Origin of the sequence: Paenibacillus barcinonensis, from assembly GCF_003217495.1 — a bacterium.
GTDB lineage: Bacteria > Bacillota > Bacilli > Paenibacillales > Paenibacillaceae > Paenibacillus > Paenibacillus barcinonensis.
In genome coordinates this window covers 17,756-34,270 of sequence record NZ_QJSW01000011.1, presented here as the reverse complement: position 1 = coordinate 34,270, position 16,515 = coordinate 17,756, and the positions used below count along the sequence as shown (strand labels likewise).

Below are 16,515 nucleotides of genomic sequence, written 5' to 3'. Positions count from 1 at the left end.
ATGAGCTTTTGAGATTGAGATTCCGCAATAGAATGGAAAATCCCCTGAGCGGGCACAGTACAGACTGTGCCTTGCTTCAGGGGATTTTGCTTTAATGCAGGTTAGATTTAATGTACCTGCTGCTGGAATTTCTGGGTCGCCTGCTCCTGCTGGTTATCCGGCATATGGCGCTCAAGCCAATCCAGAACATCCAGTGTGACTTCTGTTCGATTGGTTTCGTGAAGCATCTCATGGCGCCCGCCAGGGTATAAACGATATTCTACATCCTGGAGCCCAAGCTTCATATACTGGGAGTACAGATTGAGTACACCTTTGCCACGCAGACCGACAGGATCAAGTTCGCCTGAAAAAAGGAAAACTGCTTTATGCTTGGGGATGCGCTCCATATGCTGCGGAAGATGGATTGCCTGTAGCAGCTTGAAGAAATCGCGAAAAAAACCTGCTGTACAGATGGCCCCGCACATCGGATCATCAATGAAGCGCTGCACCTCATTATGATCACGAGACAACCAGTCAAACGGTGTTGAGGCAGGGCGGAAGGCACGATTGAATCCGCCAAATATGATTGCATTCAGCAGCATACTGCGATGAGCATCTCCCTGAATCCCACATTGGAGTAAGGCCAGCTTTTCTCCAAAACGGAGTAATCCTCGTTTTCCGTTAGTACCAGACAGCAAAAATGCATGGTATCTATCATGCCCCGCATACATCAGATACTGGACCAGAAAGGAACCCATACTGTGCCCCATAAGAAACAGAGGCACCTCTGGATGGGCCTTAGCCGCCAATTCCCCCAGATTGAGCATATCACTAGCCATCCAGCGAAAAGCGTCCACACCAGGATCGCCCAGTAATTCGGGATTCTCCACGGTTTTGCCATGCCCCCGATGATCGTTGGCATATACGGCGTAACCATGCTTGGTAAGATAACCCGCAAATTCGGTATAACGTGCTGCCGTCTCGCCCATACCGTGTGCGATTTGAACAACAGCTCGAATGTGTTCGTCTGCATCGGGAAGCCAGCGGTACACATGAATACGGGCCCCTTCATTGCCCATCAACGTAAAGGTAGATTCCTGCATCTTGTGTTATGCCTCCTTCACAGGTTATCTGTAACTTTATTAGAGTTATCTCCAGGTTTTTCGTTATGCAGTTCTCATCAGGTCTTTGGTTAAAGGTTATGGAAGATAAGAACGTAGTACAGTAGTATTCCCGCTCAATGTATAAGAACCCAGATTGGCTGGCAGCAGGTAACATTGACCTGCTCTCAGGGTCAGATGTTCGTTCTCGGCGCCAGACCAATCCAGTCTGCCTTCGCCTTCGCACACGACCAGAATCGTGAAGCTGTCTGTCGTAGTGTTCAATTCCCAATGATCGGTCACAAGCCCTTTTTCCACAACAAAATACGGACATGCAGCAAGCTGGAGCCATTCTCCCGGCACAGCATGGTTTGTTTTCATGGTTGTGGCTCCTGCGCCTTCATATGCCGTGACATTCAAAGAATCCTGCACATGCAGTTCACGTGGTTTGCCATCCAGTCCAGGACGGTTGTAATCGTAAATACGGTAGGTAGTATCCGAGTTTTGTTGTATCTCGGCCACGACAACACCAGCGCAGAGTGCGTGCACTGTTCCAGCAGGGATGAAGAAGGTATCTCCAGCCTCAACAGGGACTTGACGTAAAGTATCCATCACAGTACCATTCTCCAGCGCTTGTTTCAAAGCGTCCCGATCCACACCCTCGTTCAGTCCATAAATGATATGAGCGCCAGGCTTGGCATCAAGCACATACCACATTTCCGTTTTGCCCAGTTCACCCGGAGGTAGAGCTTCATAATCATCGGTCGGGTGGACCTGAACGGACAGATCGTCATTGCAGTCGAGCAGTTTGATCAGCAGTGGGAATCGTCCCCCTTTTTCGGAAACACCTTTCGTTCCAAGCCAGGCTGTGCCGAATTGCTCCCGGATCTCATCCAGACCTTTACCAGCCAGTGGACCGTTAATAACCTTGGTTGTACCATTAGCATGATCGGCAATCATCCAGCCTTCACCAATATGTCCTTCAGGTGGGGTCAAGCCAAAATGCTCAAGCGCTCGACCGCCCCATACACGTTCTTTGAATTCAGGTTGGAATTGTAATGGATATGGCGTAGACATGGTATCTCTCCTCTTAGTATATGAAATGGTGAATCGCTTTAAACGGTTCCAGGCGGAGCCTGTGTATCCTTACTTTTTCTCGATGCCAATCAGATATGGAGATGTTGTCCGTTGTAGCTGGCGGTAAATGACAACCTGAGCCTGATCAACAGGTAGCGCTGCAGCCCATGCCGATACGGCCTCAGCTTCCTGAGCGCCTCCGTCGTGGCCCGGATACAGTACAGCTGTAATAATACCGCGAGTACGTAACAATGACAGGGCAGACTCAAGAGCTGCGATGGTACTGCTTGTCTCGGTTATGATGGAGGCATCTGCACCTTCAGCAGGCAAATAACCAAGATTAAACATGACGGCCCCTACTTGTCCTGCCCACATCTCTGGCACAGCTTCAGCCATTCGTGCATGACTTAGCTCCAGCAGGGAAATGGAGCCAAGCTTATTGCCCTCGGAGTGCTTGCGTAGGCGTGCCTGAGCCAGTGTGAGGGCTTCACTCTGAATATCAAAGCCAATGACCTGCCCACGAGGGCCTACCTGCTGCGCCAGAAATAATGTATCAGCGCCTGTACCTACCGTGGCATCAATCGCCAGATCGCCTGGCTGCAACCGGGAATTGATCCATTGGTGGGCACAGCTCAATACGGATAAAAAGCCCACTTATGCTCCCCTCCAATACTTACCCTGCCAGGAGTCCCGTTCACGCAGCTCGCGGTCAATGGAGTTCAATACTTCCCACTTGTTGAGTGACCACATTGGCCCGATCAGCAGGTTACGCGGGGCATCTCCTGTGAGACGATGTACAATCATTTCAGGCGGCAGCATTTCAAGCGTATCAACAATCAGTTTAATGTACTCATCCTGCTCAAGGAATCGAAGCAAGCCAGCTTCATACTGCTTCACCATTGGCGTTTTGCGCATCAGGTGCAGCAGATGAATTTTAATTCCCTGCACATCCATATGGGCTACGGCACGCCCGGTATCCAGCATCATTTCATGTGTTTCCTGAGGCAGACCGTAGATAATATGTGTACAAACCCGAATGTTGTGTTTGCGCAGCTTGTGAACAGCGTCCTCATAACATTTTGTATCATGCGCGCGGTTGATCAAATTTGAAGTGGAGTCGTGAATCGTCTGGAGTCCCATCTCTACCCATAGATAGGTGCGTTCATTAAGCTCTGCCAGATACTCAACTACATCATCAGGCAAGCAATCCGGGCGGGTAGCGATGGATAAACCGACCACACCGGGCTGCTGCAAAATCTCTTCAAAATATTCGCGCAATTCTTCTACAGGAGCATAGGTGTTGGTATAAGCTTGGAAATAGCCGATATAGTGAGCTGACGGCCATTTCAGGTGCTGCTTGTCCCGGATGGTATTGAATTGAGTGACAAGGTCCTCGCGTCTGCTACCTGCAAAATCACCCGAGCCTCTTGCGCTGCAGAAGGTGCAGCCGCCTTTGGCTATAGAGCCGTCCCGGTTAGGGCAGGTAAATCCGGCATCCAGCATCACTTTGAACACCTTGTTATTAAATTGCTCACGCATTTCGTAATTCCAGGTGTGGAATCGTTTATCCCCCCACATCAGCGGAGCTTGTAAAGCGGATGCATTCATGTTTAAGGTACTCCTTTAAAATCTGTGTCTTCAATTTTCAATTGGTATATATGGTATGGAAATATCATACTTGAACATGAGCGCTAGACGCTATGCTGTTTTCGTCATTCATTGTATCAAATATCTGAAAAAAAGGGGAATGAAAACGTAAAAAAGGGCTTTAAATTAACCGCTTTCACTTGATACACTTTACACCTTATGTTATATTTAAACTAACGTCAGACACCATCCAGTGAGTAGTTTTCATCGTAGCATTTGAATGAATGCTGACGTCATGGATCATACTATACCGTGAGGTGATATGAATGAATTCACAAGTTAAGAATAATGAATTCCAGCATGTATCCGTTGAATTGACTGCAGAAGAGGCGCTGGCCTTGACTGGTGTTCGTTTTAATGGCAATCCGGAAGTGAAAGCGATTGCGAGAAAAAAAGTTCGCGATGCTTTCGAAAAGACATTTGATTTTTCACACCAAGATAAGGTAGACTATGAACTACTAAAGTAGTTGGACCCCAATTCCAAATAAATCGAAAAGGGAATCTTTGAGATCTGCCCAATCTGGCAGGTCCGAAGATTCCTTTTTCATTGCTCTTTACAATTGGCCGGTTCTTCGGCAAAATGAGTCTGAGACTAGTATGGACAAACGGAGGAATATAATGCGTTTACGTGGCAGAAAAGGGATTCGAGAAAATCTGGAGCAGCAGGAGGATCTTGTTGTACTGGAGCCAAAGCAACATAAGGGCAAGTGGGCTGAGCTGTTTGGCAACGATCATCCGATCTTTGTTGAGTTTGGCATGGGTAAAGGTCAATTCATCAGTCAAATGAGTTATAAATATCCGCAATACAATTTCATCGGCATTGATATGTATGATGAACTGGTACGCCGTGCGAGTGAGAAAGCACGTAACGCCTGGAGTCAGGCTGAAGTGGAGACACCACCGAACCTCAAGCTGGCGCTGGCCAATATTGAACAGATTGAAGATGTGTTTGAACCGAAGGAGCTGGAACGTATCTATTTGAATTTCAGTGATCCTTGGCCAAAAGCGAAGCATGCACGCCGCCGGTTGACACATCCTCGCTTCTTGAAGAAATATGTAGAATTACTGAACCCAAAAGGGCAGATTCATTTTAAGACGGATTCTGAAACACTGTTTGAGTTTTCTTTGAATTCGATCGCTGACTTTGGCCTGCAGATGACAAACCTGTCATTGAACCTGCACCGTGATGGTCTGAACGAGGAGCATGTCATGACCGAGTACGAGCAGAAATTTATGGGCAAAGGTATGAATATTCATCGGGTTGAAGTTATTGTAGGGGAAGAGGCTCTGCGAGAGTACAATGAAATGCGTCTGGACAAGTATAAAGTGCGTGAAGCGACAGATGAGTCTGATGAGAGTCAGGACAAAGAGTAATTATAGAACGGCATCCGGGGCTAATGTTCGGCCCTTGGATGCCGCTTTTTTTGTGTGTATAGAGACCAATCGGGAATCAGTTAGAGCTGGTCAGCGTGAAGCTCTTTTCTACGATAATCGTTAGGGGTCACACCGTTAAATTTTTTGAACATGCGATAGAAATAAGAGCTATTCGTAAAACCGGTTCTCTCGGCAATATCTGCAACAGAGCTTTCGGTCTCTAGGAGTAAATGCTGCGCTTTGGTAATTCGTGTCTCATTGATAACGTCTGTGAGTCCCTTTAAGGTGAGCTGTTTATACAGCCTGCTGACATAAATGGGCGACATAGATAACTCCTCGGCTATGGAGGTCAGACATAGATTCGGATCAGCGTAGTTTCGTTCAATGATATCATTGATTTTGCGAATGAGTTCTTCATGCTTGAGTGTACGCTTTTCCTCCACCTTGGAGCCAAGCTCATCAAACATTCGGTAGAAGTGCTCATGCACCTCGCTGATATCCTCTGCATTTTTCACCGGAAGCATCAGACTACCAGAGACAGAATCCAATCGAAGCTGATTATTTTTCTTGAGGGTGTTGCGTACATGATTCAGTGTCATCGTCAGATGAGATAAGGCAAGTTGAAAGACGTTGAATGGATAGGACACCGTTTCACTGACAATGTCGGTGTAGATTAGTTTGGCTTCCTCCGTTTTGCCAGTCATCAAGCAGTCTACAAGCTGTCTTTCTTTGTTTGCAGGGAAAGTGTATTCCTTGCTCTGATACGCCATGATGTCTGACGTAAAGATGAGACAGCCTGGGCCCATGAACAAGCGGTGTAGGGAGGCCTCGGCTGAACGGGCATAACCTTCAATGCATTGCTCGAGTGACTGCTCATCTGGACCCACTGTACAGGAGATGGAGCATTTGAGATGAGTCATGACGGCAGCTTGCATCATACGCAACAGTTCCTCGATCTGATGAGATGCGCTGCTCGAGAGTGAATCATGCTTGGATTTTTCATTAAACAGGAGTGTGATCAGGTCACCGCCCATGTCTACCGCCTCAGCATGATAATGCAGGTCGGCTGTCTCGGTACAGATATTCATCATAGCGTATTTGACCAATTTGGTATCGTCCCGGTAAGTCTCGCAAAATTCCGTGTAATGGTCAATACGAAGCAGCACCAGTCGAGATGTTCGATGTACGTCAACAGCAGAACCATAGAATTTCATCCGTTCCTCCATCATATTACAGGTGACCGTTTCTCTTCCTTGCAGTGCGCCGCGCAAAAAATCCTGTCTTAACAGGTGAAGACTTCCTCGGCGTTCCGCCTCCATCACACGCATGCGGACAAGCACATTATTAATCGGATGGTATAACTTCCTGGATACCAAATAAGAGAGAATAAGTCCAGCAGCCAGCAGGATAGCGCAGAACAGGAGCGTATGGGTACGCATACTGCGAATGTCTGATGTAATGAGATCATAGGGGGTAATTCGCACGTAACGCCATCCCAGACTGTCTGGAGCAGTATAGGTAATTAGTGATTTATCTCCGTCTACTGGAGCGGTAAAATAAGCAGAATGTTCTGTATCCTGCATAATCGGACGCATGAAGGCTTCATCAGAGAGGTTGTTGAGTAACGGACGATCTCCGAAGTCGGATAACAAATCTCCTTTTTCGTTGACGATAAAGGTTTTGCCGGGTTGATCTGCCGCATTGATATTGGGACTGAGCCAGTCATCCTTAATGTTAACGACAACGGCATAATTCAGCTTGGCATTGTCGTTAATTGTGTCATAACACAGATACGTATAACTGTTTACTTCACTGGCTCCGGTTGAGCCAACCTTATACGTACGCGGAATGGGTACAAAGGGTCTATAGTCATGGAATCGGTCGAGAATGCTTTTAATGCCTTGATCGTCAATCTCGGAGACAGACTGCTGCCCGTTGCGAACACCGTCGGAACTGATAAAAAATTCATCGTTTCTGGAATTGTAGACATAGATGGATTCAATAAAAGGAAGAGACATACGGTAATTATCAAGCTGCTCCATTGCGGACGTGATCTGATAGATGCTTGGCTTGGAATAGAGTAGCAGGGAAGAGATGGTATAGTCCTGATAAATTTGATACGAGAGTGATTTGGCGCTTTCAGTCATTTTGGCTACCTCACGACTGGTCTGGGTGAGACTGTTCATATCTGTACGATAGACCTGCCGCAGAGCAATCCGATTATAATTTACATATAGAATAGCCGAGGCCACAAGCAGTGTTGCTGCTGTACTTAGAATAATGCCAATCAGAATTCGCGCGAATACTTTCTGACTGTCCTCTGAACGTTTGCGCATTGGTTATCCCCCTTGAACCTGCTGATGAATAGGAGTGAACTTATATATTTTCATGTCATTTCACATGAGATATCGGATTGCATAAGTTGTGGAACAGAATTACAAGAGTACCTTGAATTATATAGTATGTATGCGTTTTCATCAATAAAAAACCGGTTTTTCAGTTCATGATCACTACATAAAGTTCAACTTTCGCTGGATTGTTCACTTGCTGAGGAGCATGCACGATATCAACTTTTGTGAACGTACATGCGTTCATTTCATGAATGGTTCAAATTGTTCACAGCTAAATTCACAGTATCGTTCATGATCTGGCAGGAAGCTTCAGTATCCAAATTAAACAATGGCGTTTTACAATAAATCCAGAGCTTCACGATGCATCTCATCACATCTCATCATGTATCATGCACATCGCTACATTACATCATCGTTAAACGCCACAACATTCATCACGCATCGCTGCTACAATTCGGGAGGGATCGAGCCATGCTCAAAGAATTGAACAAAAACAAAATCATGTTTCTCATGCTGCTGCCCACGCTGATCTTTTTTCTAATTAACTCGTATTTTCCGATGGTCGGTATTTATTACGCATTTACCAGTTATGATTTTGCAGGAGGGCTGTTCGGGAGTCCATTTGTCGGGCTGGATAACTTCAAGTTCCTCTGGCAGTCGGGCATGCTGCTGAAACTGACGACCAACACGGTTGGTTACAACCTAGCTTTCATTATATTGGGGAACGGCCTGGCAATCATTTGTGCAATCATGCTCAGTGAAATTCGGGGCAAGCTGTTCAAAAAAATAACCCAGTCCGTCATGTTTCTGCCTTACTTCATTTCTTTTGTTCTATTAAGTGTAATCGCTTACAATATGTTCAACTATGAATCCGGGTTTGTGAACACGGTACTCAAGCGGTTTGAAGCAGGGCCAGTTGATATCTACAATACACCATGGATCTGGGTGTTTCTGATCATTATCTTTTATCTATGGAAAAATCTCGGGTACAGCATGGTCATCTATCTGGCCGCAATTACAGGAATAAGTGACGAGTATTATGAGGCGGCCCGCATTGACGGAGCCAACATCTTTCAACGGATCTGGTACATTACGGTACCGATGCTGAAGCCAACCTTTGTCATCTTGCTGTTGTTCTCGCTTGGCAGCATTATGAAAGGACAGTTTGACCTGTTCTATCAATTAATCGGAAATAATGGCGTGCTTTACAACGCTACGGATATCATTGATACGTATGTTTACCGTTCTTTGAAGGTGACCTTCGATATTGGCATGGCAACCGCAGCAGGGCTGTATCAGTCGTTATTCGGCTTTATCCTGATCATGACCGTCAACTACATCATTCGCAAAATTAATGAAGACTACGCCTTGTTCTAATATATCCGCCCGCGGGGCAGAAGGGAGAACTATATGAGCACACAAACGCATACGCAAAGAGGAATTCGTACCCGCACTCGTGCGAAAGATTCTGAATTCAATCTGGCCTTTCAAGTGATTGCCTACAGTGTCATCATTATTTTGTCATTGATGTGTCTGCTGCCATTCTTGCTTATTTTATCAGGATCATTCAGTAGCAACGAATCCATCGTACGGGACGGCTATCATCTGTTTCCGACACACTTCTCACTGGAAGGGTACAAGATGGTATTTAAATTCCCGACTCAGGTTCTCAAAGCATATGGAGTGACGGTGTTTACGACGGTTGTCGGCACAACACTGGGCTTGTTTTTTATCACAATGGCTGGATTTGTATTGCAGCGCAAAGATTTCAAATATCGCAACAAGTTCTCCTTTTTCATCTACTTCACGACCTTGTTCGGCGGGGGGCTTGTGCCTTGGTACATTATGCTGGCAAACTATTTCAACCTTACGGATACGTATACGGTGTTGATTTTTCCAGGACTGATGACGCCGTTTCTGATTATTTTGATGAAAAACTTCATTCGTTCTGCTGTACCAGATGAACTGATTGAATCCGCGAAGATTGACGGAGCTAACGATTTTAGAATTTATTTCAGCATTGTGCTTAAACTGGCGATGCCGGGCATCGCGACAGTAGGTTTGTTTCTAGCCCTTGGATACTGGAATGACTGGTTTACATCATCCTTGTTTATTAACAACCCGGACATGTACCAGCTGCAATTTTATCTGTACAACACCATGAATACGATTACATTTATTGATCAGATGGCGATTGGTACAGGTGTTACACTCAGTCAGGACGTTCCAACAGAGTCCACCAAGATGGCGATGGCTATTATCGTCACCGGCCCGATTCTCTTCTTGTACCCGTTTGTGCAACGGTATTTTGTCAAGGGACTTACGATTGGAGCAGTCAAAGGTTAGAACGTATACACGCTGGGGACTTCAGGCCTACGTGCTGGTGAGGGTCTGATGCATAGCGAGTCTGCGCTAACATATATAAGGTCTAACACAAAAAGGGAGGATGCGTATGCGTAACAAAATGATTCGGCACCTGTCTCTGGTACTTGCCCTGATGCTGTTTGCCGGGGTGCTGGCCGCTTGTAACAGCGGTTCTGGAGGAAATGCGCAAGGCAGTGAGCAGGGGGGCTCATCCGATAATAAAGGTGAGAAGGTAACGCTGCAATTTTACATGCTGGGGGACGCGCCTAAAGACCTGCCTGTAATTGAATCCGAAATAAACAAGCTGGCAGAGGCAGATTTAAACGTCAATGTAAAATTCAATTACACCTCCTGGACAGACTGGGATCAAAAATATAAACTGCTGCTCTCCTCGGGACAGCCGATCGACTTGATCTTCACAGCGGACTGGACGAATTATCAGTCCTATGCGAAAAAAGGCGCATTCCTGCCCCTGGACGAACTTTTGCCTAAGACACCTGAGCTGAAATCCCATGTCCCAGATGATATGTGGAATGCAGTTAAAATCAACGATAAAATCTACACTGTTCCATCCACATGGATTGAATACGTAACGGAAGGTATTGCGTATCGCGAAGATTTGCGCGAGAAGTATAACCTGCCTAAGCCGGAATCCTTGGAGACGTTGGAGGCTTATCTGGAGGGTATCAAAGCCAATGAGCCAAACATGATTCCGATTGCAGACAGCAATGCAAACCATACACATGGTATTCGTCAGTTGACGTCCAAGCTGGTAAATACAGCAGGACAGCTTCCATACGGACTGGATATTATGTATGACACACCATCCACAGTGACGTCTTACTGGGGCTCTGCACAGCATCTGGAGGATCTCAAAACATACAAACGCTGGATGGATAAAGGCTTTTTCCCGAAAAACGTACTGAACGTGAAGGATACGTCCAATTCCTTGCTTCAAAATGGTAAAGCAGCTGTTATTCTTGCCGGGGAGAACCCAAACAAATTCAACTCTGACGTCATCAAAATTCAGTCTACTCATCCAGACTGGAAGCTGGGATATTTCCCTTATCCAAATGCAAAAGGCTTTGCACAGCCGGTGCATCCAATTCACAACGGCTTTGCTATTCCGCGTAGCAGCAAAAACCCGGAAAGAGCGCTTGCATTCTATGAGAAAATGGTTACCGATAAACGTTATAACTGGCTGACCGAGTATGGTGTAGAAGGCAAAAACTTTGAAGTAAAAGACGGATATTATCATATGATCGGAGATTCGCAAAGCAATGGCTTCCCGCGTGAAGGCATGAATGGTTGGGCATGGCGTAATCCAGAGTTCATGCTTTACGACAAGAGCTTTGATGAGGTACTGACCATGTTCAAAGATCTCGACAAAATTAAAAAGCCGGACATCTTCACTGGCTTTGCGGAAGACTGGACGCCTTATCAGGCAGAGAAAGCCGCTTTGGAGCAAGTGGAGAAGCAGTATTTGTATCCGCTTAACGTAGGCCTCGTTGCTGATGTTGAGGGTGGACTTAAAACCTTTATGGAAAAGGCAAAACAGGCAGGCCTGGAGAAAATTCAGTCTGAGTACACGAAGCAATGGCAGGAGTACTTGAAATCTGCGGGCATACAATAGTCAACAAAGTGCAAATAGAAGAGAGCTTGAATAACAAAAAAAAGGTGCCTTCGCTCTGAAGGCACCTTTTTCAATTGTACGTGTAAGTGTACGTGTTGGGATCATTCTGCTGAGCTACTACTCAGGTTATACGGGGGTCTCCTCTGAGGAGGAGGGCTGTATATCCTGTAGCAGATTCATAATACATTGGGCACTTTCCATAGGATGTACTTTGGCGATCTCGGTCAGATGACGCTGGCGCTTCTGCACGATTTCCGGGTACTGGCGTAGTAGCTTGTTCATCCACTTTACAACCACATCCAGCGAGGTAATGAGTTCGCCTAGACCTTTGGACGTGAAGTAATGTACATTTTCTTCTTCCTGCCCTGGAATGGGGTTATGAAATAACATAGGGATGCCTTTTGCCAAACCCTCACTGCAGGTCATTCCGCCGGGCTTGGTAATCAATAGATCGGATACTTCCATTAATTTGTCAATTTCCGTTGTGTATCCAATAATATGAATGTTTTCTTTTTGAAACAGAGGGTCCTGTTCCATGCTAAACCGTGCTTTGTCATTGCGGCCATGGCAAAAAATGATCTGTACATCCTCATGCCACCGCGCTAACAGCTGATGAACCACTTTATCACTGAGCATTCCCCAGCCACCGCCCATTACAAGCACAGTGGGCATGTTCTTCAGATTGAATCTGGAACGAATCTCATCATGATGGGGGTGTTCCCAGAAGTTTGGATGCACAGGTATGCCTGTGACTTTAATTTTGTCGACTGCAACTCCACGGTGCATCAGCTTGGCCTTTACTTCTTCTGAAGAAACGAGGTACAGATCCACCTCGGGGCTAACCCATGTGCCATGCGCATCATAATCCGTTAGGACGTTGCACAGCGGAACCTGCGTGCCCAGGCGCTTTAATCGGGAGATCACGGCGCTCGGAATCGGATGTGTGCACACAATAGCATTGGGATGCAATTGACGAACAACACTGCGGGTATGGGTGTAGAACAATTTATGCAGTGCAAGAGTAGTCAGTCGATTGATTGGTTTTTTGTATTGCTGCTTATATACGTAACCAATTAGTTTTGGCTGATTGGTTACTGTTTTCTTGTAAGCATTGATAATAAGCGGTGCGACTTTCGGGTTCAGGAAGCTTCCCAGCTCAAGTACTTTCGTTTGCAGATGAGGTGACAACTTCCGTAAATGACTGGACAGTGCATAGGCTGCCTGAGTATGACCTGCACCAAAACCTTCTGATAATAGTAAAATTCTTTTTTTCTCCACGCTTGCTTCACCTGTTCCTGCTAGGTTTTCCTGAGTCTAACATATCGGCTTTAAGCCCAGAATGCAACTGTCGCAAGTGCGACTAAAGTACCGATTGTGGCTCCTGCCAAAACATCGGATGGATAATGAAGCCCCAGATAAATCCGAGAGAATCCGACAATTATAGCCACAGGCAACAATGTGAGCAAAAGAAACGGCTCAGCAGCCATAAAGGGGACTGTAACCGAAAAAATAGCTGTTGTATGCCCTGATGGAAACGAATGATCCGTTAGAGGATTGCGAAAAGTGATGGTATCCGGAATGGCCAAATATGGCCGAATGCGTGGATACAGCTTTTTGGCTATAGCTACAGGGATATGACTTACCGCCAAAGCGATGCAGGCCTGAAGCCCGGTCGTGCTCCATGGAGCCGGTGCGAGAAGCCAGATGAACAGAGATACAGCAATGGAAGCCGTTGCCCCGCCTAGATGGGTGAAATAGTATAGCCAGAAGTTCATAAACCGGTTATGAAGACGGCCATTGATCCACATAAACACATTACGGTCGTACTGTTGAAACTTTAAGATAAAACGGCTCATATTGGCCTCCTGCCAGTCAGGCCGCCCCGAGGGCGGCAGTATTTCCGGGATGTTACCAGTGTCCGGTTTCGCCTTGATTACGATATACCCCCTGTTCAAGGGAATGAAATAAATGTCCTCGAGGTCTCAAGGTTATTTCGGGGTTATGTTTATCATATTTTTAAATGTTGTCCTTTTCAAGATGAACACATGTAAAGAACGTAAATTTCATGTAAAAGAGTGGGTGAAGAACCAATGCTTCTTTTTGACTTCGATTGTTGAAAAAAGCTACAATGATTCAACATGGGCGATTTGAGGTAAAAAAATGTGAGTTTCGATTCAGGTAAAAAAATGTGAGTTACAGATCAAACTTTTTGGGGCCTAATTACGTTATTTGAGGTAGAAGCATGCTTCAACTGCAGCGGGCCGCACAAAAAAGAAGGGACTTTAGAAATAAAAATCAAGAAAACGGCTGAAAATAAGATATAACAGGCATGAATGCAAGGTTGTGGCATGACGGAGTGTATATTCAGCGTTTTAAGTTCACATTTCTGCTTTAGGAAGTAGAATTGGGGTTTTGACAATTAGCTGAAAAGAATACAGAATCAATAAAGCGGTCAACAGGTCGTTGCCATGGAGTTGAAACATTGCCTGAAATATTTGCGTATTACTCAAAAGAACAGGGTCATATTCTGCAATTTACAAAAAAAGATGAGATGCAGAATCAGGAAGAGAACGCTTATGTAATCTGGGTTTTAAAAAAAAGGGGGTAACAGAGAACGATGTTGGACGCTATAATTGTCACGCTGCAGGTCATCTTGGCGCTGCTGGCTGTGTACCAATTCACGTTTTCGCTGTTCGGTCTGTATAAGAAAAAGAAAAAGAAACATTATCCTGCAACAAAATCATTTGCTGTGCTTGTCGCAGCACACAACGAGGAACAAGTAATCGGTGCGCTAATGGAAAATCTGAAGCAACTGGATTATCCACGGGATCTGTATGATGTGTTTGTCATCTGTGACAACTGTACAGACAGTACGGCGGACATTGTCCGTCAACATGGCTGGAATGCTTGTGTTCGTACTAATCCAGACCTCAGAGGTAAAGGATATGCCATCGAATGGATGCTCAAGTATTTATGGGATTTGCCACGCCAATATGATGCGGTTGTAATGTTTGACGCCGATAATTTGGTGGAGCAAAACTTCCTTACTGAAATGAACGATGATCTTTGTAATGGAGCCCGCGTTATTCAAGGGTATATTGATACGAAGAATCCTGAAGATTCCTGGATTACCGCAGCTTATGGTGTATCCTACTGGTACATCAACCGTTTGTGGCAGTTGTCCCGTCACAATCTGAACATGGCTAATTTTCTGGGTGGAACCGGAATGTGTTTTGAAACGAATCTGCTCAAAGAAATTGGCTGGGGGGCGACAAGTCTTGTAGAGGATTTGGAGTTCACCATGCGGAGCGTACAGCGTAACGTATATCCTGTGTTTAACTACGATGCCAAAGTGTTTGATGAGAAACCATTGACCTTCAAAGCGTCAGCAAGACAACGTCTGCGTTGGATGCAGGGTCACTTCACGGTAGCAAGAAGATATTTCTTCCCGTTACTATGGCAGTCCATTAAGGAACGTAGCTTGGTTAAGTTCGACCTGGCTGTGTATGGTGCCAACGTGTATGTCGTACTGCTAACCTTCCTGCTAACCGCTGTGATGTCACTGGACATCTATGTGTTTAATGGCCCGCACATTGCGAACATTTACGGATATTTCCCGTTATGGGTTGGTTTCCTGGCGATCGGAATGAATGTGCTAACGTTCCTGTTGTCGATGGCGCTCGAGAAGGTTACTTTTGCAAAAGTATATCTCTATCTGATCCTGTTCCCGATCTATCTGTTGTCCTGGTATCCGATTACGTTCTATGCGTTCTTTACACAGAACAATAAACAGTGGAGTCACACGCAGCACACTCGTGTTGTGCGTCTGGATGAGGTTCAGAGCAAGCAGGGATAATTTTTGTAGAGGTTAATTCCCGATCATAACCTCATGCCTATGCGTATGTCACAAGGATTGAAAAAATAATGCATTTGGTGTTGACAATGACGATAGGCAAGTGGTATAGTATTCAAGTGTGTTAAACAAATAGCAAATGGAATCACAAGCAGAAGTCCGACTTCTCACCTGACCAACATAAGTTGGCTGGTCAACGATCCCAATAATTTATGAAGTGTATACTCATGAAGAATTGTGTTGATTACAGGGATGTCGGTAGCTAGACCGGCATCCCTTTTATTTTTGTGTAACAGGATATTCAAAATGACCTGGAGGTGGACGGTTATTAGTAAAGATCACATGATTAATGACGAGATTCGGGCGAAGGAAGTACGCCTTGTCGGGGCTGAAGGAGAGCAAATCGGGATTACTCCCATTCGTGAAGCACTTCAAATGGCAATTGACCTGAACTTGGACCTGGTCAATGTGGCGCCACAGGCTAAACCGCCGGTGTGCCGCATCATGGACTATGGCAAATTCCGCTATGAGCAGCAAAAGAAAGAAAAAGAAGCCCGTAAGAACCAGAAAATTGTTGACATTAAAGAAGTATGGTTCCGTTCCAATATTGAGGAGCACGATTATCAAACGAAGCTTCGTAATGTAGTTAAGTTTTTGAAAGAAGGCGACAAAGTGAAATGCTCCGTTCGTTATCGCGGACGTGAAATTGCGCATGCCGCTATTGGTCAACGCATTTTGGAGCGTGTGAAAACGGAAGTTGCAGAACTCTGCACCGTTGAGCGCCAGCCAAAACTGGAAGGCCGCAGTATGATTATGATTCTGGCTCCTAAAGCCTGATAACATTGAAGGAGGAAACACAACATGCCTAAAATGAAAACACACAGCAGTTTGAAAGGACGCTTCAAAATTACCGGTTCCGGTAAAGTCCTTCGTTACAAAGCTCACAAAAACCACTTGCTTTCCCACAAATCCAAACGTGCTAAGCGCGTTCTGAACGGAAACCCGGTAATGGCAGCAGGCGACGTGAGACGTTTGAAACAAGGTTTGGCTAACTTGAAATAGTACATCCGTATGGGGGATCGGCTCAGGCCGAACACATATCACGGATACATTTAATATTTATTTGGGAGGTTCTTT

15 protein-coding genes are annotated in these 16,515 nt (G+C 45.6%); 8 read left to right on the top strand and 7 right to left on the bottom strand.

What is annotated here, in order from left to right:
- Window positions 1-107: 107 nt before the first annotated feature.
- The 4 genes from DFQ00_RS16885 to mnmL all read right to left on the bottom strand — a co-directional run bounded on the left by DFQ00_RS16885 (window position 108) and on the right by mnmL (window position 3,764).
- Window positions 108-1,082 carry an alpha/beta fold hydrolase gene (locus DFQ00_RS16885; RefSeq protein ID WP_110897670.1) on the bottom strand — a complete coding sequence of 325 codons (975 nt, stop codon included), beginning with the start codon at window positions 1,080-1,082 and terminating at the stop codon, window positions 108-110.
- A gap of 96 nt (window positions 1,083-1,178) precedes the next feature.
- Entirely contained in the window at window positions 1,179-2,156 is a 978-nt protein-coding gene (locus tag DFQ00_RS16880) for a type I phosphomannose isomerase catalytic subunit (RefSeq protein ID WP_110897669.1), read from the bottom strand.
- A 69-nt stretch (window positions 2,157-2,225) separates the two neighbouring features.
- Window positions 2,226-2,810, bottom strand: coding sequence for a tRNA 5-(aminomethyl)-2-thiouridylate-methyltransferase MnmM (mnmM, locus tag DFQ00_RS16875; protein ID WP_110897668.1), 585 nt, complete (start codon window positions 2,808-2,810; stop codon window positions 2,226-2,228).
- Window positions 2,811-3,764 carry a tRNA modification radical SAM protein MnmL/YtqA gene (gene mnmL, locus DFQ00_RS16870; protein WP_110897667.1) on the bottom strand — a complete coding sequence of 318 codons (954 nt, stop codon included), beginning with the start codon at window positions 3,762-3,764 and terminating at the stop codon, window positions 2,811-2,813.
- A gap of 305 nt (window positions 3,765-4,069) precedes the next feature.
- Here mnmL and DFQ00_RS16865 point away from each other — a divergent pair, with 305 nt between their 5' ends.
- Window positions 4,070-4,270, top strand: coding sequence for a hypothetical protein (locus DFQ00_RS16865; RefSeq protein ID WP_110897666.1), 201 nt, complete (start codon window positions 4,070-4,072; stop codon window positions 4,268-4,270).
- A gap of 151 nt (window positions 4,271-4,421) precedes the next feature.
- On the top strand, window positions 4,422-5,177 hold the full coding sequence (trmB, locus tag DFQ00_RS16860) for a tRNA (guanosine(46)-N7)-methyltransferase TrmB (RefSeq protein ID WP_110897665.1): 756 nt from the start codon (window positions 4,422-4,424) through the stop codon (window positions 5,175-5,177).
- An 80-nt stretch (window positions 5,178-5,257) separates the two neighbouring features.
- On the opposite strand, the gene DFQ00_RS16855 is transcribed toward trmB, so the two are convergent.
- Entirely contained in the window at window positions 5,258-7,513 is a 2,256-nt protein-coding gene (locus DFQ00_RS16855) for an AraC family transcriptional regulator (RefSeq protein WP_110897664.1), read from the bottom strand.
- Window positions 7,514-7,999: 486 nt separating this feature from the next.
- Here DFQ00_RS16855 and DFQ00_RS16850 point away from each other — a divergent pair, with 486 nt between their 5' ends.
- From DFQ00_RS16850 to DFQ00_RS16840, 3 genes are all read left to right on the top strand, one after another.
- A complete protein-coding gene (locus DFQ00_RS16850; protein WP_110897663.1) occupies window positions 8,000-8,905 on the top strand; it encodes an ABC transporter permease in 906 nt (301 codons plus the stop codon).
- Window positions 8,906-8,938: 33 nt separating this feature from the next.
- Entirely contained in the window at window positions 8,939-9,874 is a 936-nt protein-coding gene (locus DFQ00_RS16845; protein WP_244213888.1) for a carbohydrate ABC transporter permease, read from the top strand.
- A gap of 100 nt (window positions 9,875-9,974) precedes the next feature.
- Window positions 9,975-11,525, top strand: a complete 1,551-nt coding sequence (locus DFQ00_RS16840; protein ID WP_425271035.1) for an ABC transporter substrate-binding protein — start codon at window positions 9,975-9,977, stop codon at window positions 11,523-11,525.
- 126 nt (window positions 11,526-11,651) lie between these two features.
- Here the strand turns inward: DFQ00_RS16840 and DFQ00_RS16835 are convergent, their stop codons facing one another.
- Entirely contained in the window at window positions 11,652-12,803 is a 1,152-nt protein-coding gene (locus DFQ00_RS16835) for an MGDG synthase family glycosyltransferase (RefSeq protein WP_110897661.1), read from the bottom strand.
- Window positions 12,804-12,853: 50 nt separating this feature from the next.
- Entirely contained in the window at window positions 12,854-13,381 is a 528-nt protein-coding gene (locus DFQ00_RS16830) for a phosphatase PAP2 family protein (RefSeq protein ID WP_110897660.1), read from the bottom strand.
- Window positions 13,382-14,142: 761 nt separating this feature from the next.
- Here DFQ00_RS16830 and DFQ00_RS16825 point away from each other — a divergent pair.
- The 3 genes from DFQ00_RS16825 (at window position 14,143) to rpmI (ending at window position 16,440) form a co-directional block, all read left to right on the top strand.
- Entirely contained in the window at window positions 14,143-15,381 is a 1,239-nt protein-coding gene (locus tag DFQ00_RS16825; RefSeq protein WP_110897659.1) for a glycosyltransferase family 2 protein, read from the top strand.
- Between the two features lie 339 nt (window positions 15,382-15,720).
- Window positions 15,721-16,215, top strand: a complete 495-nt coding sequence (gene infC / locus DFQ00_RS16820) for a translation initiation factor IF-3 (RefSeq protein ID WP_110897658.1) — start codon at window positions 15,721-15,723, stop codon at window positions 16,213-16,215.
- Between the two features lie 24 nt (window positions 16,216-16,239).
- Window positions 16,240-16,440 carry a 50S ribosomal protein L35 gene (gene rpmI, locus DFQ00_RS16815; RefSeq protein ID WP_062320217.1) on the top strand — a complete coding sequence of 67 codons (201 nt, stop codon included), beginning with the start codon at window positions 16,240-16,242 and terminating at the stop codon, window positions 16,438-16,440.
- Window positions 16,441-16,515: the final 75 nt, after the last annotated feature.